The sequence below is a fragment of the Rhizobium arsenicireducens genome (genome assembly GCF_964021225.1).
In genome coordinates this window covers 3,972,911-3,999,910 of sequence record NZ_CAXHYK020000001.1, presented here as the reverse complement: position 1 = coordinate 3,999,910, position 27,000 = coordinate 3,972,911, and the positions used below count along the sequence as shown (strand labels likewise).

The 27,000-nt window shown below is 63.3% G+C and carries 29 protein-coding genes and 1 pseudogene; 18 read left to right on the top strand and 12 right to left on the bottom strand.

What is annotated here, in order from left to right; translation table 11 throughout:
* The 5 genes and pseudogenes from ACWPVA_RS19545 to ACWPVA_RS19525 all read left to right on the top strand — a co-directional run bounded on the left by ACWPVA_RS19545 (position 1) and on the right by ACWPVA_RS19525 (position 4,290).
* Complete coding sequence (locus tag ACWPVA_RS19545) at positions 1–579, top strand: cob(I)yrinic acid a,c-diamide adenosyltransferase (RefSeq protein ID WP_454289252.1); 579 nt, start codon at positions 1–3, stop codon at positions 577–579.
* Positions 580–605: 26 nt separating this feature from the next.
* The gene (locus tag ACWPVA_RS19540) at positions 606–1,391 is read left to right on the top strand and encodes a rhomboid family intramembrane serine protease (RefSeq protein WP_454289251.1); all 786 of its coding nucleotides are present in this window, start codon (positions 606–608) and stop codon (positions 1,389–1,391) included.
* A gap of 180 nt (positions 1,392–1,571) precedes the next feature.
* Complete coding sequence (locus tag ACWPVA_RS19535) at positions 1,572–2,321, top strand: electron transfer flavoprotein subunit beta/FixA family protein (protein WP_454289250.1); 750 nt, start codon at positions 1,572–1,574, stop codon at positions 2,319–2,321.
* 26 nt (positions 2,322–2,347) lie between these two features.
* Positions 2,348–3,268, top strand: a pseudogene (locus tag ACWPVA_RS19530) (electron transfer flavoprotein subunit alpha/FixB family protein); the annotation flags it as partial.
* 140 nt (positions 3,269–3,408) lie between these two features.
* Positions 3,409–4,290, top strand: a complete 882-nt coding sequence (locus ACWPVA_RS19525) for a 3-hydroxybutyryl-CoA dehydrogenase (RefSeq protein ID WP_454289249.1) — start codon at positions 3,409–3,411, stop codon at positions 4,288–4,290.
* A gap of 202 nt (positions 4,291–4,492) precedes the next feature.
* Here the strand turns inward: ACWPVA_RS19525 and tlpA are convergent, their stop codons facing one another.
* On the bottom strand, positions 4,493–5,155 hold the full coding sequence (gene tlpA / locus ACWPVA_RS19520) for a thiol:disulfide interchange protein TlpA (RefSeq protein WP_454289248.1): 663 nt from the start codon (positions 5,153–5,155) through the stop codon (positions 4,493–4,495).
* A 24-nt stretch (positions 5,156–5,179) separates the two neighbouring features.
* On the opposite strand from tlpA, the gene argH reads away from it, so the two are divergent.
* The 4 genes from argH (at position 5,180) to ACWPVA_RS19500 (ending at position 11,014) form a co-directional block, all read left to right on the top strand.
* A complete protein-coding gene (gene argH, locus ACWPVA_RS19515) occupies positions 5,180–6,583 on the top strand; it encodes an argininosuccinate lyase (RefSeq protein WP_454289247.1) in 1,404 nt (467 codons plus the stop codon).
* A 96-nt stretch (positions 6,584–6,679) separates the two neighbouring features.
* Complete coding sequence (locus ACWPVA_RS19510; RefSeq protein WP_454289246.1) at positions 6,680–6,883, top strand: LPS translocon maturation chaperone LptM; 204 nt, start codon at positions 6,680–6,682, stop codon at positions 6,881–6,883.
* A gap of 13 nt (positions 6,884–6,896) precedes the next feature.
* Positions 6,897–8,165: a diaminopimelate decarboxylase gene (gene lysA / locus ACWPVA_RS19505; RefSeq protein ID WP_454289245.1), complete on the top strand. Its 1,269-nt coding sequence runs from the start codon at positions 6,897–6,899 to the stop codon at positions 8,163–8,165.
* Positions 8,166–8,338: 173 nt separating this feature from the next.
* On the top strand, positions 8,339–11,014 hold the full coding sequence (locus tag ACWPVA_RS19500) for a TIGR02302 family protein (protein ID WP_454289244.1): 2,676 nt from the start codon (positions 8,339–8,341) through the stop codon (positions 11,012–11,014).
* 45 nt (positions 11,015–11,059) lie between these two features.
* Here the strand turns inward: ACWPVA_RS19500 and ACWPVA_RS19495 are convergent, their stop codons facing one another.
* The 3 genes from ACWPVA_RS19495 to ACWPVA_RS19485 form a co-directional block, all read right to left on the bottom strand.
* Positions 11,060–11,419: a response regulator gene (locus ACWPVA_RS19495; RefSeq protein ID WP_454289243.1), complete on the bottom strand. Its 360-nt coding sequence runs from the start codon at positions 11,417–11,419 to the stop codon at positions 11,060–11,062.
* 147 nt (positions 11,420–11,566) lie between these two features.
* Positions 11,567–12,118: a hypoxanthine phosphoribosyltransferase gene (gene hpt / locus ACWPVA_RS19490; protein WP_154720448.1), complete on the bottom strand. Its 552-nt coding sequence runs from the start codon at positions 12,116–12,118 to the stop codon at positions 11,567–11,569.
* An 83-nt stretch (positions 12,119–12,201) separates the two neighbouring features.
* Positions 12,202–12,876, bottom strand: coding sequence for a hypothetical protein (locus tag ACWPVA_RS19485; protein ID WP_454289242.1), 675 nt, complete (start codon positions 12,874–12,876; stop codon positions 12,202–12,204).
* A 201-nt stretch (positions 12,877–13,077) separates the two neighbouring features.
* Here ACWPVA_RS19485 and ftsE point away from each other — a divergent pair, with 201 nt between their 5' ends.
* The 4 genes from ftsE to ACWPVA_RS19465 all read left to right on the top strand — a co-directional run bounded on the left by ftsE (position 13,078) and on the right by ACWPVA_RS19465 (position 16,428).
* The gene (gene ftsE, locus ACWPVA_RS19480) at positions 13,078–13,737 is read left to right on the top strand and encodes a cell division ATP-binding protein FtsE (RefSeq protein ID WP_454289650.1); all 660 of its coding nucleotides are present in this window, start codon (positions 13,078–13,080) and stop codon (positions 13,735–13,737) included.
* Positions 13,738–13,768: 31 nt separating this feature from the next.
* Positions 13,769–14,755 (top strand): cell division protein FtsX, encoded by a 987-nt coding sequence (locus ACWPVA_RS19475; RefSeq protein ID WP_454289241.1) that lies wholly within the window; start codon positions 13,769–13,771, stop codon positions 14,753–14,755.
* An 84-nt stretch (positions 14,756–14,839) separates the two neighbouring features.
* Complete coding sequence (locus ACWPVA_RS19470; RefSeq protein ID WP_454289240.1) at positions 14,840–15,547, top strand: YdcF family protein; 708 nt, start codon at positions 14,840–14,842, stop codon at positions 15,545–15,547.
* Positions 15,548–15,636: 89 nt separating this feature from the next.
* Positions 15,637–16,428, top strand: a complete 792-nt coding sequence (locus ACWPVA_RS19465) for a lysophospholipid acyltransferase family protein (RefSeq protein ID WP_454289239.1) — start codon at positions 15,637–15,639, stop codon at positions 16,426–16,428.
* 4 nt (positions 16,429–16,432) lie between these two features.
* On the opposite strand, the gene ACWPVA_RS19460 is transcribed toward ACWPVA_RS19465, so the two are convergent.
* The gene (locus tag ACWPVA_RS19460; protein ID WP_454289238.1) at positions 16,433–16,981 is read right to left on the bottom strand and encodes a gamma-glutamylcyclotransferase; all 549 of its coding nucleotides are present in this window, start codon (positions 16,979–16,981) and stop codon (positions 16,433–16,435) included.
* 52 nt (positions 16,982–17,033) lie between these two features.
* Here ACWPVA_RS19460 and ACWPVA_RS19455 point away from each other — a divergent pair, with 52 nt between their 5' ends.
* Positions 17,034–18,047: a DUF2125 domain-containing protein gene (locus ACWPVA_RS19455; RefSeq protein WP_454289237.1), complete on the top strand. Its 1,014-nt coding sequence runs from the start codon at positions 17,034–17,036 to the stop codon at positions 18,045–18,047.
* A gap of 8 nt (positions 18,048–18,055) precedes the next feature.
* On the opposite strand, the gene ACWPVA_RS19450 is transcribed toward ACWPVA_RS19455, so the two are convergent.
* The 3 genes from ACWPVA_RS19450 to ACWPVA_RS19440 form a co-directional block, all read right to left on the bottom strand.
* Positions 18,056–18,985: a prephenate/arogenate dehydrogenase family protein gene (locus ACWPVA_RS19450; RefSeq protein WP_454289236.1), complete on the bottom strand. Its 930-nt coding sequence runs from the start codon at positions 18,983–18,985 to the stop codon at positions 18,056–18,058.
* Complete coding sequence (gene hisC / locus ACWPVA_RS19445) at positions 18,985–20,091, bottom strand: histidinol-phosphate transaminase (RefSeq protein WP_454289235.1); 1,107 nt, start codon at positions 20,089–20,091, stop codon at positions 18,985–18,987. Before hisC ends, ACWPVA_RS19450 begins: the two co-directional genes overlap by 1 nt.
* Before the next feature lie 117 nt (positions 20,092–20,208).
* Positions 20,209–20,964, bottom strand: coding sequence for a class I SAM-dependent methyltransferase (locus ACWPVA_RS19440; protein WP_454289234.1), 756 nt, complete (start codon positions 20,962–20,964; stop codon positions 20,209–20,211).
* Positions 20,965–21,049: 85 nt separating this feature from the next.
* Here ACWPVA_RS19440 and gloB point away from each other — a divergent pair, with 85 nt between their 5' ends.
* Together gloB and ACWPVA_RS19430 are read left to right on the top strand one after the other, a co-directional pair.
* On the top strand, positions 21,050–21,820 hold the full coding sequence (gloB, locus tag ACWPVA_RS19435; RefSeq protein ID WP_454289233.1) for a hydroxyacylglutathione hydrolase: 771 nt from the start codon (positions 21,050–21,052) through the stop codon (positions 21,818–21,820).
* Complete coding sequence (locus ACWPVA_RS19430; RefSeq protein WP_454289232.1) at positions 21,820–22,242, top strand: cupin domain-containing protein; 423 nt, start codon at positions 21,820–21,822, stop codon at positions 22,240–22,242. Before gloB ends, ACWPVA_RS19430 begins: the two co-directional genes overlap by 1 nt.
* 14 nt (positions 22,243–22,256) lie before the next feature.
* Here the strand turns inward: ACWPVA_RS19430 and ACWPVA_RS19425 are convergent, their stop codons facing one another.
* From ACWPVA_RS19425 to ACWPVA_RS19415, 3 genes are read right to left on the bottom strand one after another with little or no spacing between them, the layout of a single operon-like run.
* Positions 22,257–22,907 carry a lysoplasmalogenase family protein gene (locus ACWPVA_RS19425; protein ID WP_454289231.1) on the bottom strand — a complete coding sequence of 217 codons (651 nt, stop codon included), beginning with the start codon at positions 22,905–22,907 and terminating at the stop codon, positions 22,257–22,259.
* Positions 22,908–22,920: 13 nt separating this feature from the next.
* Positions 22,921–23,808: an aromatic amino acid exporter YddG gene (yddG, locus tag ACWPVA_RS19420; RefSeq protein ID WP_454289230.1), complete on the bottom strand. Its 888-nt coding sequence runs from the start codon at positions 23,806–23,808 to the stop codon at positions 22,921–22,923.
* 33 nt (positions 23,809–23,841) lie between these two features.
* On the bottom strand, positions 23,842–24,606 hold the full coding sequence (locus ACWPVA_RS19415) for a DUF3108 domain-containing protein (RefSeq protein ID WP_454289229.1): 765 nt from the start codon (positions 24,604–24,606) through the stop codon (positions 23,842–23,844).
* A 247-nt stretch (positions 24,607–24,853) separates the two neighbouring features.
* Between ACWPVA_RS19415 and rpmB the strand changes: the two genes are divergently transcribed.
* Positions 24,854–25,144 (top strand): 50S ribosomal protein L28, encoded by a 291-nt coding sequence (gene rpmB, locus ACWPVA_RS19410; protein WP_454289228.1) that lies wholly within the window; start codon positions 24,854–24,856, stop codon positions 25,142–25,144.
* Positions 25,145–25,258: 114 nt separating this feature from the next.
* Positions 25,259–25,906, top strand: coding sequence for a queuosine precursor transporter (locus tag ACWPVA_RS19405; protein ID WP_454289227.1), 648 nt, complete (start codon positions 25,259–25,261; stop codon positions 25,904–25,906).
* A 24-nt stretch (positions 25,907–25,930) separates the two neighbouring features.
* On the opposite strand, the gene ACWPVA_RS19400 is transcribed toward ACWPVA_RS19405, so the two are convergent.
* A complete protein-coding gene (locus ACWPVA_RS19400; protein ID WP_454289226.1) occupies positions 25,931–26,932 on the bottom strand; it encodes an esterase-like activity of phytase family protein in 1,002 nt (333 codons plus the stop codon).
* Between the last annotated feature and the right edge of the window lie 68 nt (positions 26,933–27,000).

Here is a 27,000-nt window from a genome sequence, read left to right as displayed (position 1 = left end):
ATGGTCAGGCTCAACAAGATCTATACCCGCACCGGCGACGACGGCACCACCGCGCTCGTCACCGGCCCGCGCCGGCTGAAGCACGACCTGCGCGTCGACGCCTATGGCACGATTGACGAAACCAATTCGACGATCGGGGTCGCGAGACTGCACACGGCCGGCATGCCGGAACTGGACGCCATGCTGATGCGCATCCAGAACGACCTGTTCGACCTTGGCGCAGATCTCGCCGCTCCGGAAACCGGTGAAACCCTCAGCTACGAGCCGCTTCGGGTGATCGAGGTGCAAGTCACGCGGATCGAGGGCGAGATCGACCATCTGAACGCCAATCTCGATCCGCTCAAGTCCTTCATCCTGCCCGGCGGATCACCGGCTGCGGCCCATCTCCATCTTGCCCGCACGGTTGCCCGCCGCGCCGAGCGCATCATGGTCGAACTGTCGCGCTTCGAAGGCGAGACGATCGACGAGCCGGCGCTGAAATACATCAACCGGCTGTCCGACTTCCTGTTCGTTGCCGCCCGTTTTGCCAATGACGGCGGCAAGGCGGATATTCTCTGGGTGCCGGGCAAAAACCGTTGAACGGCCGATAGGCCAAGGGGGCGCAAGTGTTCATTCCGCTGCACGACCGCAACGCCCTTAAGCACATTCGACGGCAATACGTGACATTCGGCCTGATCCTCGCCAATGTCTTCGCTTTCGCTTTCACCGTCCTGCTCACGCCGGAATCCGTCGCCGAAGCGAGCGTCTTCGGATTCGGCTTCATTCCGGCCGTGGTGTTCGACAACGCCGTGCTCGATCCCTCGCTGGTGATCGTTCCGCCCGACGCGACGTTCCTCACCTATTCCTTCCTGCACGTCGACCTGATGCATCTTGGCTCCAACATGCTTTTCCTCTGGGTGTTTGGCGACAACGTCGAGGACGCGCTGGGACACTTCCGCTTCCTGATCTTCTATCTCGCCTGCGCCGCGGCCGGCGCGCTCTTCCACGCTCTTGTCGCGCCGATGTCCGAAGCCCCGCTGATCGGCGCTTCGGGCGCTGTCTCCGGCGTGGTTGCTGCCTATCTGATGCTGCATCCGAAGGTGCGGATTTGGGTCCTGGTACTCTTCCGCTTCCCCCTGCCGCTGCCTGCCTTCGTTCCGCTTGCCTTCTGGATCGGCCAGCAGTTCTTCATGCTGCTGGCCGACGGGGAAAGCAATGTGTCCTGGGGCGCCCATGTCGGGGGCATCCTGGCAGGCGCCGTGCTGGTGATCTTCATGCGGCGACGTGGTGTTCCGCTGTTCGATCGGACGATCGTCACACCGGCCGCCGTCAGCCATCGTCTCGAGCCCGCTCCGCGCATTGTGGTGCCTGCACCGGCACAAGCGAAACGCCCGGTTCACTGGGGTAGATGATCAAATCTGCGACAAGAAATATTGACGCGCACGTAAACGTCAATTATTCCTCGGCAAATAGGTTACGCCATCGCACGGGCGTTGTAATTGGACGAAAAATGCGTATCGATGTCGCCATTCGACAACCGGCGGTCCGCATCGAAGCGCATTTTCCGGCGGGAGCAGTGAAGGAAGGAACCCATGAAGATACTCGTGACCGTTAAGCGGGTTGTGGACTACAACGTAAAGATCCGCGTCAAGGCGGACGGGACCGGCGTGGAGCTGGCCAACGTCAAGATGTCGATGAACCCGTTCGACGAAATCGCCGTCGAAGAGGCGCTGCGCCTGAAGGAAGCCGGCAAGGCCGAGGAAGTGGTCGTCGTTTCGATCGGTCCGGCCAAGGCCGAAGAAACCCTGCGCACCGCACTCGCCATGGGCGCCGACCGCGCCGTGCTGGTGGAGACCGATGATGCTGTTGAGCCGCTCGCGGTAGCCAAGCTGCTGAAGGGCGTGATCGATGCTGAACAGCCCGGTCTGGTCATCACCGGCAAGCAGGCGATCGACGACGATTCGAACCAGACCGGCCAGATGCTCGCAGCCCTGCTCGGCTGGGGCCAGGCGACGTTCGCCTCGAAGGTGGAACTCGGCGCCGACAAGGCGACCGTCACCCGCGAAGTGGACGGCGGCCTGCAGACCATCGACGTCAAGCTTCCCGCCGTCGTCACCACCGACCTGCGTCTCAACGAGCCACGCTACGCTTCGCTGCCGAACATCATGAAGGCGAAGAAGAAGCCGCTCGACAAGAAGACGCCTGCCGACTTCGGCGTCGACACCACGGCGCGCCTCAAGGTGCTGAAGACCGAGGAACCCGGCGGCCGCAAGGCGGGCGTCAAGGTCAAGTCGGTCGCCGAACTGGTCGACAAGCTCAAGAACGAAGCCGGCGTGCTGTAATCGGACCGGGATAGGAGACTAGAGAAATGGCCATTCTTCTTCTGGCAGAACACGACAACGCAACCCTGTCCGACCAGACCGCCAAGGCGCTGACGGCAGCCAGCCAGATCGGCGGCGACGTTCACGTGCTGGTGGCCGGCGCGGCTGCCCAAGGCGCCGCCGATGCCGCCGCCAAGCTGTCGGGCGTATCCAAGGTGCTGCTCGCCGACGATGCGAGCCTTGCCAACACCCTGGCGGAACCGCTGGCGGCGCTGATCGTCAGCCTCGCAGGCGCCTACGACACCATCATCGCACCCGCCACCTCCTCGGCCAAGAACGTCATGCCGCGCGTCGCGGCCTTGCTCGACGTGATGCAGGTCTCGGAGATCACCGAAGTCGTCTCGGCCGACACCTTCAAGCGTCCGATCTATGCCGGCAACGCCATCCAGACGGTTCAGTCCACCGACACCAAGAAGGTGATTACGGTGCGCACCACGGCTTTTGCCGCGGCGGGCGAAGGCGGCTCGGCGGCCGTCGAAACGGTGGGCGCTGCCGCCAATCCGGGTGTATCGACCTTCGTCAACGATGCGCTGTCGACCTCCGACCGTCCGGAACTGACTTCGGCCAAGATCATCATCTCGGGTGGTCGCGCGCTCGGCTCGTCGGAGAAGTTCAATGCGGTCATCCTGCCGGTCGCCGACAAGCTCGGTGCTGCCGTCGGCGCTTCGCGCGCCGCGGTCGATGCCGGCTATGCCCCGAACGACTGGCAGGTCGGCCAGACCGGCAAGGTTGTCGCCCCGCAGCTCTATATCGCTGTTGGCATCTCGGGCGCCATCCAGCATCTCGCCGGTATGAAGGATTCGAAGGTCATCGTCGCGATCAACAAGGACGAAGAGGCGCCGATCTTCCAGGTCGCCGATTACGGTCTGGTCGCCGACTTGTTCGACGCACTGCCGGAAGCTCGAAAAGGCGCTTTGACACGCCGTCTTTTCGCAACTGCGAAATGGACTGGAAAAACACCCCGCGCGGGTCTATCAATTTGCCGGGCCGGCTTCCGTTGGCCCGGCATTCTTGTAAAGTAGGACTGCGGAGCGGCGAGGAGAGCACCATGATGACGGTTATCAGCAATGTCGGCGTCGTAGGCGCAGGTCAAATGGGCTGCGGCATTGCCCATGTCTCGGCACTCGCGGGCTACAATGTGACGATCTACGACCTCTCCAAGGATCGGATCGAGGCGGGACTGGCCACCATCAACGGTAACCTCGCCCGTCAGGTGACGAACGGCAAGCTCTCCGACGAGGATCGCAAGGCCGCCCTCTCGCGCATCACCGGCTCTGCCGACATCAACGACATGGCACCGATGGACCTCGTGATCGAGGCTGCGACGGAGGACGAAACCGTCAAGCGCAAGATCTTCGCCCAGCTCTGCCCGGTCCTCAAGCCCGAAGCTCTGATCGCTACCAATACCTCTTCGCTATCCATCACCCGGCTCGCGTCCGCCACCGACCGCCCGGAACGCTTCATGGGCATTCACTTCATGAACCCGGTGCCGGTGATGAAGCTGGTCGAACTGGTGCGCGGCATCGCCACCGAGGAGACGACCTTCGAAACGGCCAAGACATTCGTCAGGTCTCTCGACAAGACCATTACGGTCGCCGAGGACTTCCCGGCCTTCATCGTCAACCGAATCCTGCTGCCGATGATCAACGAGGCGATCTACACGCTCTACGAGGGCGTGGGTTCGGTCGAGGCAATCGACACGGCAATGAAGCTCGGCGCCAATCACCCGATGGGGCCGCTGCAGCTCGCCGACTTCATCGGCCTCGACACCTGCCTCTCGATCATGCAGGTGCTGCACGATGGCCTGTCGGACACCAAATATCGCCCCTGCCCGCTACTGGTGAAATATGTCGAGGCCGGCTGGCTCGGCCGCAAGGCCGGCCGCGGTTTCTACGACTATCGTGGCGAAGTGCCGGTGCCGACGCGCTGAGGCAGTCCGCCGGAAACGGCGTTAAAATCAACGCAATATAAAGGCCCTCATACCCACCGTTTCGGAGATGATCTTGTCCGGCAGGCCGGCGCCCGGCTCGGCGTGAATGGCGAGTTTGCCGAAAGTCGTATCGCTCGTCTCCCTGAAAGAGCTGTCACAGGGCACTGGCGCCGACCAGGAAAAGCGCGTGGTTCGCGGCGAATCAGGGTCCGACAGCCGCCTTGATCAGGGCCCGGGCATCCGGGCTGTCCCAGGCGGCAGGGCCGTTCATCGCGCCAAGCAGGCAGCCCTTGCCGTCGATCAGCAACGTGGCCGGCAGGCCGAAGGCCAAGCCCTCCTTCTTCAGCGTATTGAACACGCCCATGCTGGCATCGCGGTAGAGCCCGAGCGCGTCGACCCCGGTCTCTTCGAGGAAGGCCTTGGGTTTGTCGATCGTGCCGGTGTCGATATTGATCGCCAGGACCTGGAACATCTCGCTGCCCTCGGCCTTCTGCAGCGCATTGAGCGCCGGCATTTCCTCGCGGCAGGGCACACACCAGGTGGCCCAGAGATTGAGCAGCACCGTCTTGCCGGCAAAATCGGCAAGGGTCAGATCCTTGTGGGCCTGGTCCTTGAAGGCGAGCCCGGCGATCACCCGCGGCTCCGCCGCCGCGACCATGGCGGCGACCTCACCGGTGGTGAATGGCTTGAGGGAGGCCGCTTTTTCGACGGAAGCCGCACACTGCGCGGCATCGGCGACGTCCGTCCCATTGCCAGAGGTGGTCTGCTTCACGTATACCGCGACCGCGCCGGCAAGGATCCCGGCGACCGCCGCAATCGCAACAAGCTTGGCGGAAGGAAGTCCGAGCGGTCTTTTTTCTGTCATTGCAGTCTCCAGGATGGGCAAGGCATGGCCGAGGACACCAAGAACACGAAATCCTCCAACCAGATGTGGGGCGGTCGCTTCGCGTCCGGGCCTGCGGCCATCATGGAGGAGATAAATGCCTCCATCGGTTTCGACAAGAAGCTTTACGCCCAGGACATCCGCGGCTCAATCGCCCATGCGACCATGCTGGCGCATCAAGGCATTATCTCGACGGACGACAAAGACAAGATCGTTCACGGGCTGAACACGATCCTGTCAGAGATCGAAGAGGGCCAGTTCGTGTTCTCGCGCAAGCTCGAGGACATCCACATGAATGTCGAGGCACGGCTGGCTGAACTGATCGGCCCGGCCGCCGGACGGCTGCACACCGCCCGCTCGCGCAATGACCAGGTCGCACTCGACTTCCGCCTCTGGGTCAAGGAAGAGTTGCAGAAGGTCGAGGACTCGCTGACCGCGCTGATCGCCGCCTTCCTCGACCGCGCCGAGGAACATGCCGACACCGTCATGCCCGGCTTCACCCATTTGCAGACCGCCCAGCCAGTCACCTTCGGCCACCACTGCATGGCCTATGTCGAAATGTTCGGCCGCGACCGCCAGCGCGTGCGCCATGCGATCGAACACATGGACGAAAGCCCGATCGGGGCGGCGGCCCTTGCCGGCACCGGCTTTGCCATCGACCGCCATATGACGGCACAGGCGCTCGGCTTCCGCGAGCCGACCCGCAATTCGATCGACACCGTGTCGGACCGCGACTTCGCGCTGGAATTCCTGTCGATCGCCTCGATCTGCGCCACCCATCTGTCGCGGCTCGCCGAGGAAATCGTCATCTGGTCGACGCCGCAGTTCGGCTTCATCCGCCTGTCCGACGCATTCTCGACCGGCTCGTCGATCATGCCGCAGAAGAAGAACCCGGACGCAGCCGAACTGGTGCGCGCCAAGACCGGCCGCATAAACGGCTCGCTGGTGGCGCTCTTGACCGTGATGAAGGGCCTGCCGCTCGCCTATTCCAAGGACATGCAGGAAGACAAGGAACAGGTCTTCGATTCGGCCGAGAGCCTCGAACTGGCGATCGCCGCGATGACCGGCATGGTGCGCGACATGACGATCCGCACCGACAGGATGAAGGCGGCGGCCGGTTCCGGCTATTCCACCGCCACCGACCTCGCCGACTGGCTGGTCCGGGAAGCGGGCCTCCCGTTCCGCGACGCCCACCACGCGACCGGCAAGGCCGTCGCCATGGCGGAAGCCAAGGCCTGCGACCTCGCCGAGCTTTCGCTGGAGGACCTGCAGTCGATCAATCCGGCCATCACCGCCGGCATTTTCGACGTGCTGACGGTCGAGGCATCGGTCGCCAGCCGTAAGAGCTTTGGCGGCACGGCGCCGTCGGAGGTCAGAAAGCAGATCGCCTGGTGGCGGGAGCGCAACTGATCACGTCCGTTTGCGGGACCATCACGAGAATGAGGGTGCACAAGCGGCCTGATTTTCGCTACACGCTAGGAGACGAGATTTTCGGTGGATAGGGTAATGGTGAAGACGCTTCGACCTGGGACGATGACCGCGGGCCTCATGCTGGTGACCGCCTTGGTACTTTCCGGCTGCGGTCGCAAGGCCGATCTCGATTCGCCGAGCATGCCGGCCGCACAGCAAAACAAACTGCAGGCGCTCGGCGAGAAGCCGCAAAAGCCGACCGTCCCCGAAAAGCCCTTCATTCTCGACCCTCTTCTCTGACAGGTCCAAGCCCGTGAACCACTTCGACTATCGCGACGGCGTTCTCTATGCCGAGGACGTCTGCGTACCCGAGATCGCCAAGGCGGTCGGCACGCCGTTCTACTGCTATTCGACGGCGACCCTGGAACGGCACTACAAGGTGTTTTCCAAGGCCTTCGCCAGCGTCGATTCGATGGTCTGCTATGCGATGAAGGCCAACTCCAACCAGGCCGTGCTGAAGACGCTCGGCCGGCTCGGCGCCGGGGTGGACGTGGTCTCCGAAGGCGAACTGCGCCGCGCGCTGGCCGCCGGCATTCCGGCAAACCGCATCCTGTTCTCCGGCGTCGGCAAGACCGTGCATGAGATGGACCTTGCGCTCGAGGTCGGCATCTACTGCTTCAACGTCGAGAGCGAACCGGAATTGGAAGTGCTGGCGAGCCGCGCGCATAAGGCAGGCAAGACCGCCCACGTTTCCTTCCGCGTCAATCCAGACGTCGACGCAAAGACCCATGCCAAGATCTCGACCGGCAAGAAGGAAAACAAGTTCGGCATCTCCTTCGACCGCGCCCGCGCCGTCTATGCCCGCGCAGCCACCCTGCCCGGCATCCAGGTCTCCGGCATCGATATGCATATCGGCAGCCAGATCACCGAGATGCAGCCCTTCGAGGACGCCTTCAGGCTGTTGCGCGAACTGGTCGACACGCTGCGCTCCGACGGCCATGCTATCAACCATGTCGACATCGGCGGCGGCCTTGGCATTCCCTACAAGGACGACAACGCCCCGCCGCCGGAACCGGACGTTTATGCCAGGATCGTACTGGAGCAACTGGCCGGGCTCGACTGCAAGATCGTCGCCGAACCGGGCCGCCTGATCGTCGGCAATGCCGGCATTCTGGTGACCGAGGTCATCTATGTGAAAGAGGGCGGCGACAAGACCTTCGTCATCGTCGACGCCGCGATGAACGACCTGATCCGCCCGACGCTCTACGACGCGCATCACGAAATCCGCCCTGTGGTGATCCAGGCCGCCAGCGCACCGCGCATCCGTGCCGACATCGTCGGTCCGGTCTGCGAGACCGGCGACTATCTGGCGCTCGACCGCGAAATGGCCATGCCGAAGCCCGGCGACCTGATGGCCGTCGGCTCGGCAGGCGCCTATGGCGCGGTGCAGGCCAGCACCTACAACACCCGCCGCCTCGTCCCCGAAGTGCTGGTGAGGGGCAACGAATTTCACGTGATTCGCCCGCGTCCGAGCTACGAGGACATGATCGCGCTTGATTCAGTCCCGGCCTGGCTCGCCTGAACGCCAATGTCCGGTCGCCGTTCACTTTTTGGCGACCGGTCTAAAAAAGCAGGCCCGATCGACCAGCCGCCCTCGTCTTCGCCATAAACGATGCTATCCTTATTCGTAAGGACAGCAGATCCGCGCCTTGCTCGCCGAGCAGGTGAGCCGCGGGCAGAACGGAGACCCGACCGATGACTCCTCAGCCGGGTGGCACGAGAACGAGTGCGTTTCGCACCGACCCTGCGCTGGCGCGGCGGGTGGCGATCAAGCGCTTCCTGGCGCGGCTCGTACTGTTTGCCGAGCGGCTGCTGCCCTTGTTCCTGCCGCTTGCCGGCATTGCCGCGATCTTTGTTTCGCTTGCCTGGCTCGGCGTCTATCGCCAATTGCCGGATCTTCTCCGCCTGGGACTCGTCTTCATCCTCACCTTCGCCTTCGTCGCAAGCCTCCTGCCCTTCGCCCGGCTGCGCTGGCCGGCCGGCGAAGAGGCCGACCGGCTGCTCGAGGAGCGCAATCACCTGGCTCACCAGCCCGTTGCCGTGCAGGACGACGAGCCGGCCTTCGAGACGCCCTTTGCTCGCGCGCTCTGGGTCGAGCACCAGCGCCGAATGGCCGAGACGATTGCGGCGCTGGACGCCGGCCTGCCGCAGCCGGACGTAGCCCGTTTCGATCGCTATGCGCTGCGCGCCGTGCCAGCGCTCCTGTTCGTCACGGCGCTTGCCTATTCCGGCTCGAACGGCGCCGGCGTCATCTCCGACGCATTCCGCCGGCAGGCAGTCACCAGCGATGCGCCGGGGCTCCGGATCGACGCGTGGATCACCCCGCCTGCCTATACCGGCCAACCGCCCGTCTTCCTCTCCGGCCGCGACGGCCAGGGGGATGGCGCGGCCAGTCCGGCCGGTGCAGCCAAGGCACGGGTCCCGCAGAATGCACAGGCGACGGTGCGAATCAGCGGCGGCAGGGCCGACGAGAAAGTCCTCTTCCGCCGGGCCGACGACGGCACGGTAATCGATATCGCCATGAATGATAGTGCGAAAGCAGACGGGGAACCGCCGCAGACAACAGCCAACAGGGCCCCGCCTACACCCCCGAACGCAGCGCGTGTCCACGAGTGGAAGCTCGACGCAAGCGGCGAGCTTCTCGTCGGTGGGCGGCAATGGGCGATCGACGTGATCCCCGACAAGGCACCGGAAATCGCATTCGACGGCCTGCCACGCCGCAGCGCCAATGGCGCGCTGGAGATCGGCTTTACCGCCAAGGACGACTATGGCCTTGTCAGGGCCTATGCCGAGATCGACCCGCTAGAGCAAAAGGCGGATGCCATTCCGCTCTATGCCCTGCCGGAATACAAGCTCGACCTGCCGCGCCACAACGCCCGCGACGCCAAGGGGCTGTCGAGCCGCAACATCACCGAGCATCCGCTCTCGGGCCGCAAGGTCAGGATCACGCTCGTGGCGACCGACGGCGCGGGCCAGACCGGCCGCAGCCCGCCGTATGACATGGTGCTGCCGGCCCGTGCCTTCGTAGAGCCGCTGGCCGCGGCCGTGGCCGAGGAGCGCCAAGTCTTCGCCCTCGACATCCGCGACCTGCGCCAAGCCATCGCGCTCAACGAGGCGCTGACGCTCCGCCCCGAAGAGACAATCCCCAACACGACACACTACCTGCTGCTCGAGTCGGCTCAGGCGCGCATGAAGCTTGCCCGCTCGACCGAGGATCTCGAAAACGCTGCCGACTATCTCTGGGAGATGGCGCTGGGTATCGATGGCGGCGAGCTGTCGCTCGCCGAACGCAATCTACGCGACGCCCAGCAGGCGCTGGCCGACGCGCTGGAGCGCAACGCGCCGGACGAAGAGATCAAGAAGCTGATGGATGAGCTGCGCGCCGCCATGCAGGAATTCATGACCGCGATGGCGCAGCGCCAGCCGAATGCCGAAGGCCAGCAGCAGTCGGCGCAGAACGTGCTGCGCCAGCGCGATCTCGAAAACATGATGAACCAGATCGAGAACCTGGCGCGATCCGGCAATCGCGACGCCGCGCGCCAGATGCTCTCCGAGCTACAGCGCATGATGAACAACCTGCAGGCCGGACGCCCGCAGCGGGGGGGCCAGCAGCAAGAAAACAGCCAGATGCGCCAGCAGATCGACAAGCTCGGCGAGATTATGCAGGAACAGCAGAAGCTGATGGACGAGACCTTTCGCCTCGACCAGGCGCTGAAGGACCGAATGCAGCGCGGTGACCCGGGCGACGGCGAGGACGGCGAATTTCTTGAGCAGATGCCGCAGGACGGCGAAGACGGCCAGCAGCCGCAGCAGGGGCAAGATGGACAGGAGGGCCAGCAGGGTTCGCCGACCGACCGGATGACGGCCGAGCAGCTGCGCGAGGCATTAAAAAACCTGCGTGCCCAGCAGGATGCCCTCGGTAAGAAGCTTGGCGAATTGCAGAAGGGCCTGGGCGAATTGGGCGTCAAGCCGGGCGAGGGCTTCGGCCAGGCGGAACGAGAGATGCGCGGCGCCGGAGAGGCGCTGGGCAAGAGCCAGGGCGAACAGGCGGTGGACGGCCAGGGCAAGGCGCTCGAAGCGCTTCGCCAGGGCGCCCGCGACATGATGAACCAGATGATGCAGGCGATGCGTGGCCAGCAGGGACAGGGCGAGCAGCAGGGCAACGGCCAAGGCAATCAGAACGGCCGCGACCCGCTGGGGCGTCCGCGCTCCACAACAGGCCCCGATTTCGGCGAACGCGTCAACGTGCCCGACGAGATCGACGTCCAGCGGGCTCGGGAAATCCTCGAAGCCATCCGCAAGAAGCTCGGCGACAATGCCGGGCCGGAGTTCGAACGCCGCTATCTCGAACGGCTGCTCGACATTCAGTAAGGCCGCAATCGGTCAGGCTCTGCCGCCCGACTTGAGGCGAGCGGATCAGTTGGCCAGAGCGCGCGCCACGGCTTCGCGGATTTCCGGAAGCGCGAAAGGCTTCGACACGACGTCGACGATCTTGGTCGACAGATCGTCGGCTCGCTCGCGCTGTTCGGCATAGCCGGTCATCAGCAGGATCTTGAGACCGGGAAAATCGGAATGGGCGCGATGGGCGAGCTCGATGCCGTCCATGACCGGCATGCGTATATCGGAAAGTAGCAGGTCGAAGCTTCCTTCTGCCAGACGCTCCAGGCCCTCGGCGCCATCGGCTGCTTCGAAGGTTTCATGGCCGTCGAGGCGCAAGGCGCGCGCCACGAAGGAGCGCAGCGAGCCTTCGTCCTCGGTGATGAGAATTCGCGCCATGATCGATCTGCTCCCGGTCCATTCATTGTCCGAGAGCGAAATCACCAGAGTTTCGTTTGCGATCGGTAAACGCCAAGGGGGCTGACCTCCCCCATGGTTAACGAGTGCTCTTCATCAGGGGGCGATAGTTTGCCCCGGACTAATGCCTCAGGCCTCGGCCGCATCGCCGGTGACGACGCCGACATAGGGCAGTTCACGGAAGGCATAGGCGACATCCATGCCATAACCGACGACGAAATAGTCGGGGCATTCGAAGCCGACATAGTCGGCCTCGAGCTGTTCCTGGCGCTTCACCTTCTTGTCGAGCAGCACGGCCAGAGAAACATTGGAGGCGCCCCGCTCGTAGAGCAGTTCCTTGGCAAACTTGAGCGTGCGACCGGATTCGAGGATGTCGTCGATCAAGAGGACGTCGCGGCCATGCACGTCGCTGTCGATATCCTTGACGATCCTGACCCCTTGCGAGACGGTGCCCGTGCCATAACTGGACAGGGTGATGAACTCGACCTCGGGAGCAAGCCCGACATCGTGCAGGGCGCGGATCAGGTCGGCGGCGAAGATGAACGAGCCTTTCAGCACTGCGATCACCAAAAGATCGTTGGCCGGTCCCTTGGCGATTTCAGCGGCGAGCTGGTGGTTGCGCTCATCGATCTGCCGGGCGGTGTAGAGCGGCTCGATGTTCTTTCCGCGGACGACGGGCATGGCTTACTCCTTTGAGCGCTGCGGCTTGGCCGGACGTCTCGGCCAGTCATGGAAAGTGTTGGCCGATAGCACAGTCGGGCGCGTCAGGCACCCGATTCCTCGAAGGACAGCCTGAGTTCCGGCGTTTTTCCACCGGGATGCAGCAATCGCGCCGTGATGCCGCGGCTGTGGCCCGCGTCGATCTCGTCGACCGGCGGGGCGATATAGGTGCTAGCGACGACCTGTCCGCCGGCAATCAGGTCGGCCCTGAGCTTCGGAACCTGGCTTTTCGCCGCGCTGCGGTTTTCGATGATGGCATTCACCTGGAGAATGCGCATGCCGTCGTCGTCGCGCGGGGTGAGGCTGACATGAGTGATATCGAGCGGCCTGGCATTGGCTTCCTCGGCGGGGCCACCGAGAATCAGCCCGGCAAACGCAAAGGTGGCGGCGAAGACCAGTGCGACGATGACGGCGAATGCTCCATTCGACAACGACTGAAGCACCCTCTCCGTCTGCCGCAGCCTGCCTGCGGCAAGGCTTGCCCAGCGGTTGGCAACGCCATTGCGCCGTTTTGATGAGGAGAAACGGTCATTGTCGTTCAAGCAGCCCGTACGCCCTGCTCGGCGCGGCGCCTCACGCGCGGGGACGGATACGAAATGTGCGTCGACCACATCCGCCCGCGCGCCAAGCACGGGGCGCAGCGACCGACGCGGTCGTTCGGGCGGCAAGAGGTCGATCTCCGGCTGGACCGAGTGGCGTCTGGAGCGGAATGCGTTCATTTTCCGGTGCCTTTCGCGTGAGCCCGCTGACCGGCCAAAATCTGGGCATTGAAACGAATCCCCTCCAGACGTAAATTCAAATGGTTAATGCTTCGAAAAGATGTGTCTGAAGGCGCCATCTTTCCGGCGGAATTTACCGGCTGTTAACCCTCTTCGTTAACATGGTGCAGACCCACGCGATCTGTCAGACTGGTTGAGCCTCTGATCCACTTCGAAAATGTCGGCTTGCGTTATGGAATGGGACCGGAGATCCTCCGCGACGTCACCTTCGATATTCCGAGACGTTCCTTCCAGTTCCTGACCGGCCCGTCGGGAGCTGGCAAGACCACGCTGCTGCGCTTGCTGTTCATGTCGCTGCAGCCGACGCGCGGACTGATCCGCAGCTTCGGCCGCGACATCACCAAGATCCCGCGCGCCGAGCTACCCATGCTGCGCCGGCGCGTTGGCATCGTCTTCCAGGATTTCCAGTTGCTCGATCACCTGACCACCTACGAGAACGTGGCACTACCGCTGCGCGTGCGCGGCAAGGAGGAGGCGGGCTATCGCGGCGATGTGCTGGAACTGCTGAAATGGGTGGGTCTCGGCGAGCGGATCAATGTGCTGCCGCCGGTGCTGTCAGGGGGCGAAAAGCAGCGCGTGGCAATCGCCCGCGCGCTGATAGACCGTCCGGAGATCCTGCTCGCCGACGAGCCGACCGGCAATGTGGACCCGCCAATGGCGCGGCGGCTGCTCAGCCTCTTTCTCGAATTGAACCGCCTCGGCACGGCCGTCGTCATCGCCACCCACGATCTGGCGCTGATGGATCAGGTCGATGCCAGACGCATGATCCTGACAGATGGGCGGCTCGACATCTATGAGTGAGCGCGACCGGAACGATCGACGCGGGCGGGACATGGCAGGCAAGCCGCAGGCACCGCGCCGAACCGAAATGACGGTCCGTCCGACAGGCGCGATCCTGCCGTCCTCCAACATCCAAGGCAATGCGCTGATGGTGGTGATCGCCATCATGGCCTTCCTTGCCTGCCTGACGCTCGGCGCCGTCTCCATGGTGCGCGCCACCGCCGCCGGCTGGCAGAGCCAAATCGCCCGGGAGATCACCATCCAGATCAAGCCGGAAGACGGCCTCGACATGGATCAAGCACTCATCAAGGCGCGCAATCTGGCCCTGACCTTCATCGGCACGAAGGATGGACAGATCATGGACGAGGCTGCGACCGCCCGCCTGCTGGAGCCCTGGCTCGGCACAGGCCTCGACCTTGACGAATTGCCCGTGCCGAGGCTCGTCATCATCACCATCGACGAGGCGAATCCGCCCGACTTCGCCGCCATGCGCGACCAGCTGAAGGCCGAGGTGCCCCAGGCATTCCTCGACGATCATCGTACCTGGGTCGACCGCCTCGTGCAGATGGCCCGCACCACCGTGCTGATCGGTTCGGGCGTGCTCGTGCTGGTTTTCACCGCCATGGTGATGACCGTCGTCTTCGCCACCCGCGGTGCGCTCTCCGGCAATCGGCACATTATCGAAGTGCTTCATTTTGTCGGCGCCGAAGGCTCGTTCGTCGCGCAGGAATTCCAAAAGCATTTCTTGAAGATCAGCCTCAAGGGCGCGGCCGTCGGCGGGTTGCTTGCCGCCGCGCTGTTCTCCATCGCCGGCTTCTGGCAGAGCCGCTCGCTCGCCACCCCGGAGAGCGACCAGGCGACAGCCCTGTTCGGAACGTTCTCGATCGGCTATCTCGGTTATCTGGGAATTTTTGCCACGATGATCGTCATTGCGCTCTTGACCACGCTGACAGCGCGTCTGACCGTGATGCGCACGATTTACGAGATCGACCTCATCCGCTCCGACCCGGCACGGACAGACGGCCTGCTCGGAGATTGATCTGGCGAACCCTGTAAAATGACACAAAGCCGCCTGTTCCCTATGGCAGAAGCGCGCTAAGCACGAACCATGACGATGGGTCAGATGAGTCGCGACAAGACTTTCCGCGAGCAACAGCCGCAGCGCAGCGCCGGCGGCCTTTTCGCCCGCCGGGGACGTTTGCGTCGCGTTCTGCGCTATGGCGGGCTTGCCGCGATCGTCCTTGTCGCATTTTTCCTGGCCGGATTTCTATGGTTCACCGATTCGGTGACGACGCTTGTCCCGCCGACCAAGGCAAGAGCCGATGCTATTGTCGTACTGACCGGCGGTTATCAGCGCATCGACCAGGCCGTCGAACTGTTGCGACGCGGCTCCGGTCGGCGCCTGCTCATTTCCGGTGCGCACCCGACGACTTCGCCGACACAGATCCGCAAGATGACGCAGAGTTCGCCCGACCTTTTCGAGTGCTGCGTCGATGTCGGCTATGAGGCGCTCGACACCATCGGCAATGCCAACGAGATCACGCGGTGGATCCACGACCACGGCTATACCTCGGTGCTGGTCGTGACCAATAACTACCATATGCCGCGCAGCCTGATGGAACTGCGCCGCAGGGACCGGGCAACGACATACATCCCCTATCCAGTGGTCAATTCCGATCTAAAGCACACTGCCTGGTATGCCGAGCCGGACGTGCTGCGCACGCTGCTTTCGGAATACGGCAAGACGCTGATCGCCTATGCCCGCGGCATTCTCGGCTGGGGCAGCGACGGACTGCGCTCGACCGCAAAAATGGCCAAGACCTCCGACTGAGAGGCCGGAGATTTCCCCGAACTGCGCCTTTTTATCCTCGCTGATTTGCGATAGGGACGTCTGCACGCCCGCCTGAGGAAAAGCGCCTAATGATCATCCTGCGTTCCATCGTGTTCAACACGCTCTTCTATGCCAATCTGGTGCTCCAGATGATCGTGCTGTCGCCCTATTATTTCTTCGCACCACGCAAGAAAGCCTTCGCGATCCCCAAGAACTGGGCACGCTCCAACCACTGGTTGATGGAGAAGGTCGTCGGCACGACCTTCACGCTCGAGGGTTTGGAAAACATTCCTGATGGCGGCTACATTCTGGCGCCAAAGCACCAGTCCCTGTGGGATACCTACGCGCTGCTGCCCTGGCTCGACGATCCGGTCTATATCCTCAAGCGCGAGCTCATGTGGATCCCGATCTTCGGCTGGTATGTCGCCCGTCAGAAGATGATCCCGGTCGACCGCGGCGCCCGCGGCAAGGTGATGGTCAAGGTCATGGATCGGGCCAAGCAGGAGATGGCGGCCGGCCGCCAGTTGATCATCTATCCGGAAGGTACACGTCGCGCGGCTGGCGCCGAACCGGCTTACAAATATGGCATTGCCCGCATCTACCGCGATCTCGGCGTGCCCGTCGTACCGGTCGCCATGCATCCCGGTCTGTTCTGGCCGCGCCGCAAGTTCCTGCGCTTCCCCGGCCATTTCAAGGTGAAGATCCTGCCGCCGATCGAAGCGGGACTCGATCCCGACGTCTTCTACGAAACCCTGATCGAAAGACTGGAAAAGGCGAGCGACGAACTGCTGATCGAGACAGTACACGACAACCCGCAGGTGCCGCTGCCACCGACCGCAGTGCAACGCCTGAAGGAGTTGCAGGCAGAAAAGACGGCCTGAGCCGTCAGACCAGCACACCTTCGAGCCGCTCGATCTCCGCGGCAACCTGCTCAAGCCAGTGGTCGCGGATGCCCATCTCTCTCAGGTGCGCCACGGTATTGGCCACATAGACCGGATTGGGGCCGGAGACGCCGACCGCCTGGTTGACGATGCGCGCTGCCTCCTCCACCGAGACCGCCCCGCCATACTGGTGATGACCGCGGTCAACCACATAGGTCAGCGCCTGCACCTTGCGTCCGTCATCCAGACGGACCTGCAAGGAACGCTCCAGATAGACATGCGTCACCAATTCGCGCTGGCGCAGGTACTCGATCGTCTCTTCACGGTCACGCAAAGCAACCCTAAAGGCGATACCGCGACAGGAGCCGCCGCGATCCAGACCGAGCACCAGGCCGGGCCTTTCCTGCGTGCCACGATGGTGCCAGGATCGGACACAGAGCGACCGCCGATAGCCGATCATCCGGCCCTGCATCCGCTCCTCATAGGAAAAGCCAGGATTCCACATGAGCGATCCATAGCCAAACACCCAAAATTCGTCCATATCGCCGGTCATTCCACAACTCCGGCCGGATTGCCGGATCACCATTTTACGTTTGGAGCGCCTGATGGCAACGTCGCGCAAGGAAAACCGCAGTCCCGCCAGCCGCAAGATCCTGTTACTCGGCATAGCCGTCATCGTAGGCATTCTCGTCTATAGCGGCTTGTGGTGGGGGGCGGCAGGGGCTGTCGAAAAGAAACTCGTCGAAATTCTCGGTGGCGACAACCCGGCCGCGATCGAGGCAGAGTGTTCCGACATGAAAGTCGGCGGGTTTCCCTTCCGGCTCGGCGTCACCTGTACGAAGCTTGCGGTCGATGACCATTTCCATGGCCTTTCAGCCACCTTCGGCGCCTTGCGTTCGGTAGCCCAGGTCTATGCACCCGGCCGCGTCCTGTGGGAGCTCGACGGACCTGCAGAGGTCCGCTCCAGTCTTGGCTTTTCGCTCGCGCTGCAGTGGACGAAGTTGCGCTCCAGCCTGAGCGCTGGCCTCTCCGGCCTTGATCGAAGCTCGATCGAGGCTAAGGATCTGCACAGCTTGCTGACGGCCAAGATCGACGGCGAGACGGTCGCAGCCAAGGCTCCGCATGCGGAGGCACATGTGCGCCGCTCGGAGGATGATCTCGACCTGGCCATCCTCGTCAAGGACGCCGTTCTGTCATTGCGGGACCGGCCGTCCCTTCTGCCGCCGCTTTCGGCCAGTGTCGACATGACACTGGTCGGCAAGGCGAAATATCTCGATCTCGAGGGCGACCGGGGCGAAGGGCTTTACGGCAGCGACGGCGAGATCCGACAATTCGTCGCCGACATGGGCGAGGGCCGGATGCTAACGCTTTCGGGCCCCGTTTCGGTCGGCACGGACGGCATGTTGTCGGGTAAGCTCCATGTCGAGGTTGAAGGCATAAAGGCCTGGCTGGAAACCCTTCGGAGAGCTTTTCCCGATGAGCGGGAAACCATCGATAACGCAGCGAATGTCCTTGGCGCGCTGTTTTCCGGCTCGGACAAGGGCAGCGCCACCCTGACGGTGACGGACGGCGTGGTTTCCCTCGGCATATTTCCGATCGCGGTCCTGCCGCCGATCTGAAACGACGATCAGGGCTTTTTGTCGAGCGAGTGGCGGCCGAAATCCGGCACGTCGACATCCTGGCCTGCCTCGATGATCGAACGGCGCACGGCGCGGGTACGGGTGAAGAGTTCGAACAGCTTGTCACCCTCGCCCCAGCGGATCGCCCGCTGCAGATAGGCGAGATCTTCCGAAAAGCGCGCCAGCATTTCAAGGATCGCGTCCTTGTTGTGCAGGCAGACGTCCCGCCACATGGTCGGGTCGGAGGCGGCGAGACGCGTGAAATCGCGGAAACCGGACGCCGAGTACTTGATGACTTCCGACTGCGTCACCGCCTCCAGATCGTCGGCCGTGCCGACGATGTTGTAGGCGATGATGTGCGGCAGGTGCGAGACGATGGCGAGCACCTTGTCGTGGTGCTCCGGATCCATCTCGTCGATCTTCGAGCCGAGCGCTTCCCAGAAGGCCTTGAGCTTGGCAAGGGCTGCCGCATCAGTGCCCGGCAGCGGCGTGAAGATGCACCAGCGGCCCTGGAACAGGCCGGTGAAGCCGGCGTCGGGGCCGGACTTTTCCGTACCCGCCAACGGGTGGCCGGGGATGAAGTGCACCGACTTCGGCATGTGCGGCGCCATCTGGGCGATGACGGAGGCCTTGGTGGAGCCGACATCGGTGACGATCGCGCCGGGCTTCAGATGCGGGGCGATCTGCCGGGCAACCGCTTCGGACGCACCGACGGGCACGGAGACGATGATCAGATCGGCCCCTTCGACGGCATCCGCCGCCGACAGTGCGTAGGAGGTTCCCAGCTCAAGTTCCTCGGCGCGCTTCAGCGTTTCGGCGCTGCGGGTCGAGACCACGACCTCGCGGGCCAGGCCAAGCGCCTTGACGTCGCGGGCGATCGAGGAGCCGATCAGGCCGATGCCGATCAGCGCGATGCGGTCGAACAGGGGCTCCGGCATCAGGAACGCCCCATGAACTCGGTGAGAGCGTCGATGACGCCGCGATTGGCCTCTTCGCTGCCGATCGTCATGCGTAGCGAATTGGCGAAACCATAGCCCTTGACCGCGCGCAGGATGAAGCCGCGGCTGGTGAGGAAGTCGTCGGCTTCCGCCGCACGCTTGCCGTCGACCTCGGGGAAATGGATCAGCACGAAATTGGCGACCGACGGCGTGACCTTCAGGCCAAGCGCAGTCAGTGCCGCAGTGACCTTCTCGACCCAGGAGAGATTGTGCTCGACGGCCATCGCGACGAATTCCTGGTCGCGCACGGCGGCGGCCCCGGCGGCGATCGCCGGCGCGTTCATGTTGAACGGGCCGCGCACGCGGTTCAGCGCATCGATGATCTCCAGCGGTGCATAGGCCCAGCCGACGCGCAACGCCGCAAGCCCGTAAACCTTGGAAAAGGTGCGGGTCATGACGACGTTCCGGGCGCCGGAGACGAGCTCGATGCCGGCCTGGTAGTCGTTGCGGCGGACATATTCCGCATAGGCCGCGTCGAGCACGAGGATGACATTGCCCGGCAGCCCGGCATGCAGGCGGCGGATCTCGCTGACCGGCACATAGGTGCCGGTCGGATTGCCCGGATTGGCGAGGAAGACGATCTTCGTCTTTTCGGTGACGGCGGCAAGGATCGCATCGACGTCGACGGTGCAATCCTTTTCCTTGACCACGACCGGGGTCGCGCCGGCGCCCATGATCTGGATCTTGTAGACGAGGAAGCCGTGCTCGGTGATGATGCCTTCGTCGCCCGCGCCGAGATAGACGTGGCAGAGCAGGCCGAGCAGCTCGTCGGAACCGTTGCCGCACAGGATATTGGCCTTGTTCAGTCCGTGCACCTCGGCGATCGCCTCGCGAAGCGCCATGGCCTGGCCGTCGGGGTAGATTTCCAGATGGCCGGCGCTCTGCTTGAAGGCATCGATCGCCTTGGGGCTCGGCCCCATCGGCGTTTCGTTGGACGACAGCTTGAAGACCCGCGCGACACCGGGGGCATGCTCCTTGCCGGGCACATAGGCGGCAATGTCGAGGATACCCGGGCGCGGAGTGGGCTTCATGCTGTCGCTGCTCATCGATGGGACTTTCTGTCGTTGAAAACACGGGCAGATGCCCGGCGATAGGGGATGAGAGCCATTAGAACGGAAAGCCGGTTTTGTCGAGTGTCGTGGCGGTCGCAACAGCTAACCGCATCAGGTCGCGCCGTCCGATTTCACCCGTGTCGTCGGCACACCCTGCGGCGCGAGGACAGGGGAGAAGACGCGCCGCGAGGCGCGCGATGCGACCGGCAGGCCCTGGTAAAGCCGCTTCTGCGCCTCGACGACGATCACACCGGAAAAGGCCGGCCACAGCATGCGACCCATCCGTTCGAAACTGCGGCGCAGTTTCAGCACGGCGCGAATCTTGGAAGGGGGGAAGAACAGCGCCTCGGCGCTGGCGCCGGGGGTGAAATTGGTCTCGCGTAGCAGAGCCGTCAGCTGGCCACGCGAATAGGGTCGGCCCGAGCCGAAGGGCGTATGCTCCATGCGCGCCCAGACGCCGCGCCGGTTGGGCACGACGATGACGAGGCGCCCGCCGGGCGCCAGCACCCGCCAGACTTCCTTCAGCGTCTCCCGCGGGTTCTCGGCAAATTCGAGCGAATGGACCATCAGCACCCGGTCGATCGAAGCGTCCGGCAAGGGTAGTTCCTCCTCAAACACCAGGGCCGTAGCCGAAGGTTCGCCAACCGGCCAGTTCACCGCCCCCTGCCCGGCGGGCATGAAGGCGAAGGTCCGCTCGGTGTCGGCGCGGAAGCGGTCAAGGAAGGGAACCGCATAGCCGATGCCCACGAGCCGCTCCTGCGGCAGGCGCGCCCACAGGGACGACAGCGCCATGGCGATCGACTGCTCCGTCATGCGGCCCAACATGGAAAAATAGAACTGGCGAAGATCGACGATATCGACATGCATGGCGCCATTGTTAACAGGCGGCGGTTGGACTTCAAGGCTGAAGGCGCTACATTTCGGTGAAACAAACTGAAGGGACACCGGCCTGATGAAACCCCTCGATCTCGACGTCTTTCCCTGCCGAAGCGACAATTTCGGCGTTCTTCTCCACTGCCCGGAAAGCGATCTGACCGCCTCGATCGACGCGCCTGAACTGGACGCGATCGTGGCTGCCGCCGATCGGCGTGGCTGGAAGATCACCCATGTCTTTACCACTCATCACCATGGCGACCATGTCGAGGCAAATCTCGAACTCAAGGACAAATATGGCTGCGAGATCATCGGACCGCGCGAGGAGGCGGTAGCAATCCCCGGCCTCGACCAGGCGGTCGGCGACGGCGACGTGTTCGAGTTCGGCGGCCATACCGTCCAGGTGATCGAAACGCCCGGCCATACCGCAGGCCATGTCTGCTACCACCTGCCCGACGACAAGCTCCTCTTCGCCGCCGATACGCTGTTCGCGCTGGGCTGCGGTCGGCTGTTCGAACGCCCGGCGACCGACATGTGGCATTCGCTGCAGAAGCTCGCCGCCCTGCCGGACGAGACCGCCGTCTATTTCGGCCATGAATATACACTGTCGAACGCCCGCTTCGCGCTGACGATCGATCCCGAGAATGAACGCCTGAAGGCCCGCGCCGCCGAGATCGAGGCCAAGCGGCAGCGCGGCGAGTTCACCATTCCGACGACGATCGGACTGGAAAAGGAAACCAACCCTTTCCTGCGCGCCGCCGATCCGTCGATCCGCCGCAACCTCCTGATGGAAGGATCGACCGATGAGGAGGTCTTTGCCGAGATCCGCAAGCGCAAGGATCATTTTTGATGGATGCACAAGCCGTGATCGAGGCGCTTGAACTTCAGCCGCATCCCGAGGGCGGCTGGTTCATCGAGACCTTTCGCGACCTGAGCGGCGGGCCGCGAGGCCATTCGACGGCGATCTACTATCTGCTGAAGGCAGGTGAGAGGTCCCACTGGCACCGAGTGCGAGACGCAGTTGAGGTCTGGCATTTTCACGGCGGCGCGCCGCTTGCGCTCTACAGCGCGCCGGAGGGGACATCGGTTGAGACCATCGTGCTCGGCGCAAACATCCTCCGCGGCGAGCGGCCACAGGCGATCATTCCCGCCAACGCATGGCAAGCGGCGGAAAGCCTTGGCGATTACACGCTGGTCGGCTGCACCGTGGCGCCGGGCTTCGACTATTCCGCCTTCGAGATGGCGCCTCCCGGCTGGTCGCCCGGAGAATAGGCAGGGCAGAAGGCCTAGAGCCCGATCGCCACGAGGGCGAGGGTCAGGACGACCTGCGCACCGAAATAGCTTGCCCAGACGTAGAAGGCGGCAAGCCTGCGCAAGGGATGCGCCTTTCCCATCTTGAAGGTCTCCACTGACAACACCGCATCGGACGACAGGAAGAGTGCAACACCGGCGAAAACCGCGACCGGCGGCACGCCGAGCGACAACACCGCCATGCCGGCAATGGCTGTCGCATAGGTGAGTACGGCCGGCGCGAGCCGGGCCGCGGAACGCCAGAGATAGGCGGCCAGAACCACGGCGAGGACCACCGCGAGAATGGCCGCGCCAAGCCGCCAGGGTTCAGCCGTCACAAGTCCAAGATCGCCAACCAAGAAGAACAGCGCGCCATAGGCCATATGGGCGAGCAGGAAGGACGCGAGACCAGAGGCGAAATTCTTCTCCCCCTCATAGGCCAGGAAGGCGTCGCCGAGCGCACTCAACACCAGTGCCAGGACGAGCAGACCCGGCGCCTCCATCAGGAAGGCGTAGAGGGCGAGCAGCGCGACCGGAAGCGTCTTCCAGACGGACCGAAAATGGCTCGTGGGCTTCGGCAGAATGGCAAAGTAGGAAAGCCCGATGAGGATGGCGAGGCCGAGGACGATCGTTGCAGGCACTTCCACTGTCCCCTCCCCTTTACCCCTGTCGGGTCTTAGCCTTCTTCGTCCGGCGGATCATATCCTGCGCGGCAAGCATGGCACCTCCCGTGATCAAGACGCAAGCGATCGCGATCCTCAGGCTTGGCTCGGCAAAGCCGAACACGGTCAGGATCAGCGTCGACAGGAGCGGCGCCGCATAGCTCGATGCGCCAAGGATCTGGATGTCGCCGTTCTTCACGCTATGATCCCAGGCGTAGAAGGCCAGGCCGACGGGGAAGACGCCGAGACCGACCACGGCTGCCCATTGCGCCAGGTTATCCGGCCAGACGGTGGTCTCCAGAGTAATGTGACAGAGTGCCGAGAGGATCGAAGTCGCGAGACAGAAGCCGGTGACCACGTCCGTCGATACCGCCTCGAAGCGGCGAGTAACCAGCGAATAGCCCGCCCATGTGAATGCGCAGAGGAAGGCGGCGAGATAGCCGAAGCCATAGGCCGGATCGAAGGCGACGCCGTTCTTCGCGACGATCAGCACCGTGCCGGCAAGCCCGGCGAGTGCCCCGACCAAATGATACCAGCGCAGGCGCTCGCCGGGCAGCAGCGCCGAGCCGACGACGATCAAGAGCGGCCAGAGGTAGGCGATCAGCCCAGCCTCGACCGCTGGCGCGTTGCGCAGCGCGGTGAAATAGAGAAAATGATAACCGAACAGGCCGACGACTCCGGTCAGCCAGACTTTGGCTGGCTGACGCAGTTGGCGGATGCGTTCCGGCCTGAACATGAAAGTGAAGATGCCCGGCAGGCTGCCGATCGCGAAGGTGATGGCCGAGAGCTGGAAAGGTGGCATCTTGCCGGACGCGGTCGTCATCAGTGCAAGGAACGACCACATGAGAATGGCCGTGAACCCGATAAGCGTCGCCCTGGTCTTCACGTCGGCTCCCCTTGCGGGGTTCAGACCCGCGGCTCAGCCGTCGAATTCGACAGCCGACACATAGATTGTCCCCATCCGCGTCGGAACGCGTGCATGGACTGGAGCATATACCTTCAGGGTGCCGGTCTTGGCAAACCAGATTTCCATGCCCTCCACCTTGCGCAGATACTCTATGTCCGTGCGTCCCTTGCGGAAACCGGACTTCGGCACGTAGCGAATTGAGCAGACAACCGCTTCGCTCTCGACACCGCCGACCTTGAAGCTTCGTGTCCCCTTAGGGGTCATCACGAGATCCATCCGGCTCTCGCCGTCATAGATCGGCAGCGTGCGCGGACAGGCCGCCTCACCCGCCGGAATGATGAGGCTGCTGATCGGATCAAGCACCGATTTCAGATCTTCAGGGCCAACGGCAATCCAGTTCCGCGGCCGGCGCTTCGGTTCCGGAAGTATGACCGTATCCGTGACGTCGCCGTTACGGTAGCGCACATCATAGGTCTGCTTCTTCTTGCCGCTCTGGTAGATCAGCGTGTAGCGGTCAGCCTGCATGCGATCACCGGTCAACGTCCCGGAGATATTGGTCTGGGCAGAAATCTTGGTGACGACGTCGACGATGGCGGAGGAATTGAAGCTGCCGGTGATGGTGTAGTTCGTCTGGTTGACCTCGGTGACGAAGGAGGCGCGCGCAATCGGCAGCGCACCCAGGGTTACCTTGTAGTCGGTACGATAGCGTATGCTTTCGGCCGCCGCAGGCACCGCGGCCAGAACGAGAAGACTGCAGACGACGCTCAACAGACGCAAAGACCGACCCTCCCTGGAACGATCTCGCCCTTTGCAGCCGGCGAGTCGCGGTGACATTGATACTCGTGGGCGACTGTGGCAATAAAATAGCGGGATTCTCCTGAGCTTGCGGGAAAATCCAAGGTTTGGCTTGACGCCCCCGTCCAGTCTGACTATAGAACCGCAACTTTCCAATCAAACGCCGTTGGATTGCCTTGCCGGTATTTGCCCGGAAGCGATGCGATGGCCAAGAAAAAATAGGTGTACCATGTCCCGCAGTTGCGAATTGACCGGCAAGGGCGTCCAGTCGGGCAACAATGTGAGCCACGCGAACAACCGGACCAAGCGCAAGTTCCTTCCGAACCTGTGCGACGTCACGCTGATCTCGGACGCTCTTGGCCAGCGCTACCGCCTGCGCGTTTCCGCAGCGGCTCTCCGCTCGGTCGAGCATCGTGGCGGCCTCGACGCCTTCCTGCTCAAGGCCAGCGAAACCGAACTGTCGATGCGCGCACGCCTGCTGCGCCGCCAGATCGTCAAGAAGACCGCAGAAGCCGCGTAAGCGGTTTCTCCTCTCTCGACAAGGTATCAAGGCTTGAACGGGCGCGCCCCGGACAAGCCTTTTCCTTTTCGACACATCGTTACTCCAACTGGTGGCATCACCCAGGATAAAAAAATGCTGACGACACGCCATATTCTGGTCTACAGCCTGCTGATGACGGCCATCGTGGTCGCTTCGAACGTTCTCGTGCAGTATCCGGTCTCGGGCCAGCTTGCCGGTATCGCGCTCGGCGACCTTCTGACCTACGGTGCCTTCACCTATCCGGTCGCCTTCCTCGTCACAGACCTCACCAATCGCCAGTTCGGCCCGCAAACCGCCCGCAAGGTCGTCTTCATCGGCTTCGTCGTCGGCATTACGCTGTCCTTCGTGACCTCGTCGCCGCGCATCGCCATCGCCTCCGGGACTGCCTATCTCGCCGGTCAACTGCTCGACATCACGGTCTTCAATCGCCTGCGCCGTCTGACCTGGTGGAAGGCGCCGCTGCTCGGCTCGATCCTTGGCTCGGTGCTCGATACGGTCATCTTCTTCTCGCTCGCCTTCGCCCCGATCTTCGCCATGATCGGTCCGAACGACGGCTTCGCCATCGAATGGGCCTCGATCCTCGGTATTCTCGCGGCAGACGCGCCGCGCTGGATCTCCTGGGCGATCGGCGACTTCAGCGTCAAGATGCTGGTCGGGGTAGTAATGCTTCTGCCTTACGGCGCACTGATGACCGTCGTCCGGCCAATTCCGGCCACCGTTCCGGTCCCTTCGAAACGCTGAACAATACCGGCTCGTCGCCGTTTCTCAATCGACGAGTCGGAATTCGAGCATGAGGTTCCGCTGCAGGATCGAATGGTTGTCATCCGACACCAGGATGATCCGGGTCGAGCCGTCCGCGGCAATCACCACATCCAACCCTTCCATATTGTCGATCTCCTCGCCCATGCCCGCCTCGAGGATGATCTCGCCGTCGACCACCGCGCCCGGCTTGAGGCTCGTGCCGTCGATCCGGCGGATGCGCAGGCCGACCCCGCTGGCAAAGGTGAACCGTCGCTCGAGCAACAGGAGGTCGCCATCGGGCAGGAAGTCGCCATCGGTCACATCGTAGCCGTCATGCGCGACGACCCGGAACGCACCTTTCAACGGGCCGTCCAGAATGCCGGCGAACAGGTTGCCGTTGCCATCGACACTCTTTTCCGCGACCGTAACCAGTGCGCCCTGCAGCGGACTTGCTTCGGGAGAGAGCGCCAGGGTCTCCAGCCCGCCATTGTTGCGCAACTCGCTGACGGGAAACGGTAGCGGCAATGACATACGCAACGGCCGAGCGGACTCGATCGCCGAGAGCGGCCGGTAGCCGGAGATCCGATGCCGCTGCTCGTAGCCGACGAACACCTCGTCGCCGCGGATCTCCAGGCTTTCGGCATCGACATTGTACTTGGCTTGATCGCCGCGGCCGTCGGCATCGAGCATAGCGGCAATCGTCACGCTTGAGAGGCCTGAAAGCCGACCCTCCGCATCGCGGCTGATGCTGCCCCTGATCCAATGGCCTGTATCGAGGACGCCGAGGAAATGCTCCCCGTCCGGCAGGAAGCGAATGGCCGACCAGGCGCCGAACAGCGGCTCGGTGGAGGAAAGCTCCAGGCCGCCGACGAATTCCAGCGCGCCGAACCGTGTGTCGGTCGAGCCCGGGCGAAAGGCGGTGATCGCGGTCGCTTCTACCGGTGCGGCTCTGGCGTCCGCGATTGCGGGAGAAGCGGACCCAACGGCCAGAGCGCAAAGGAAGACGAGTGAGAGGCAGGATCGCAAATTCTTGACCTTGAACTATCCAGGAAAACAGCTGGCCTCTTATGCCACGATCGAACCGAGGATCAAAC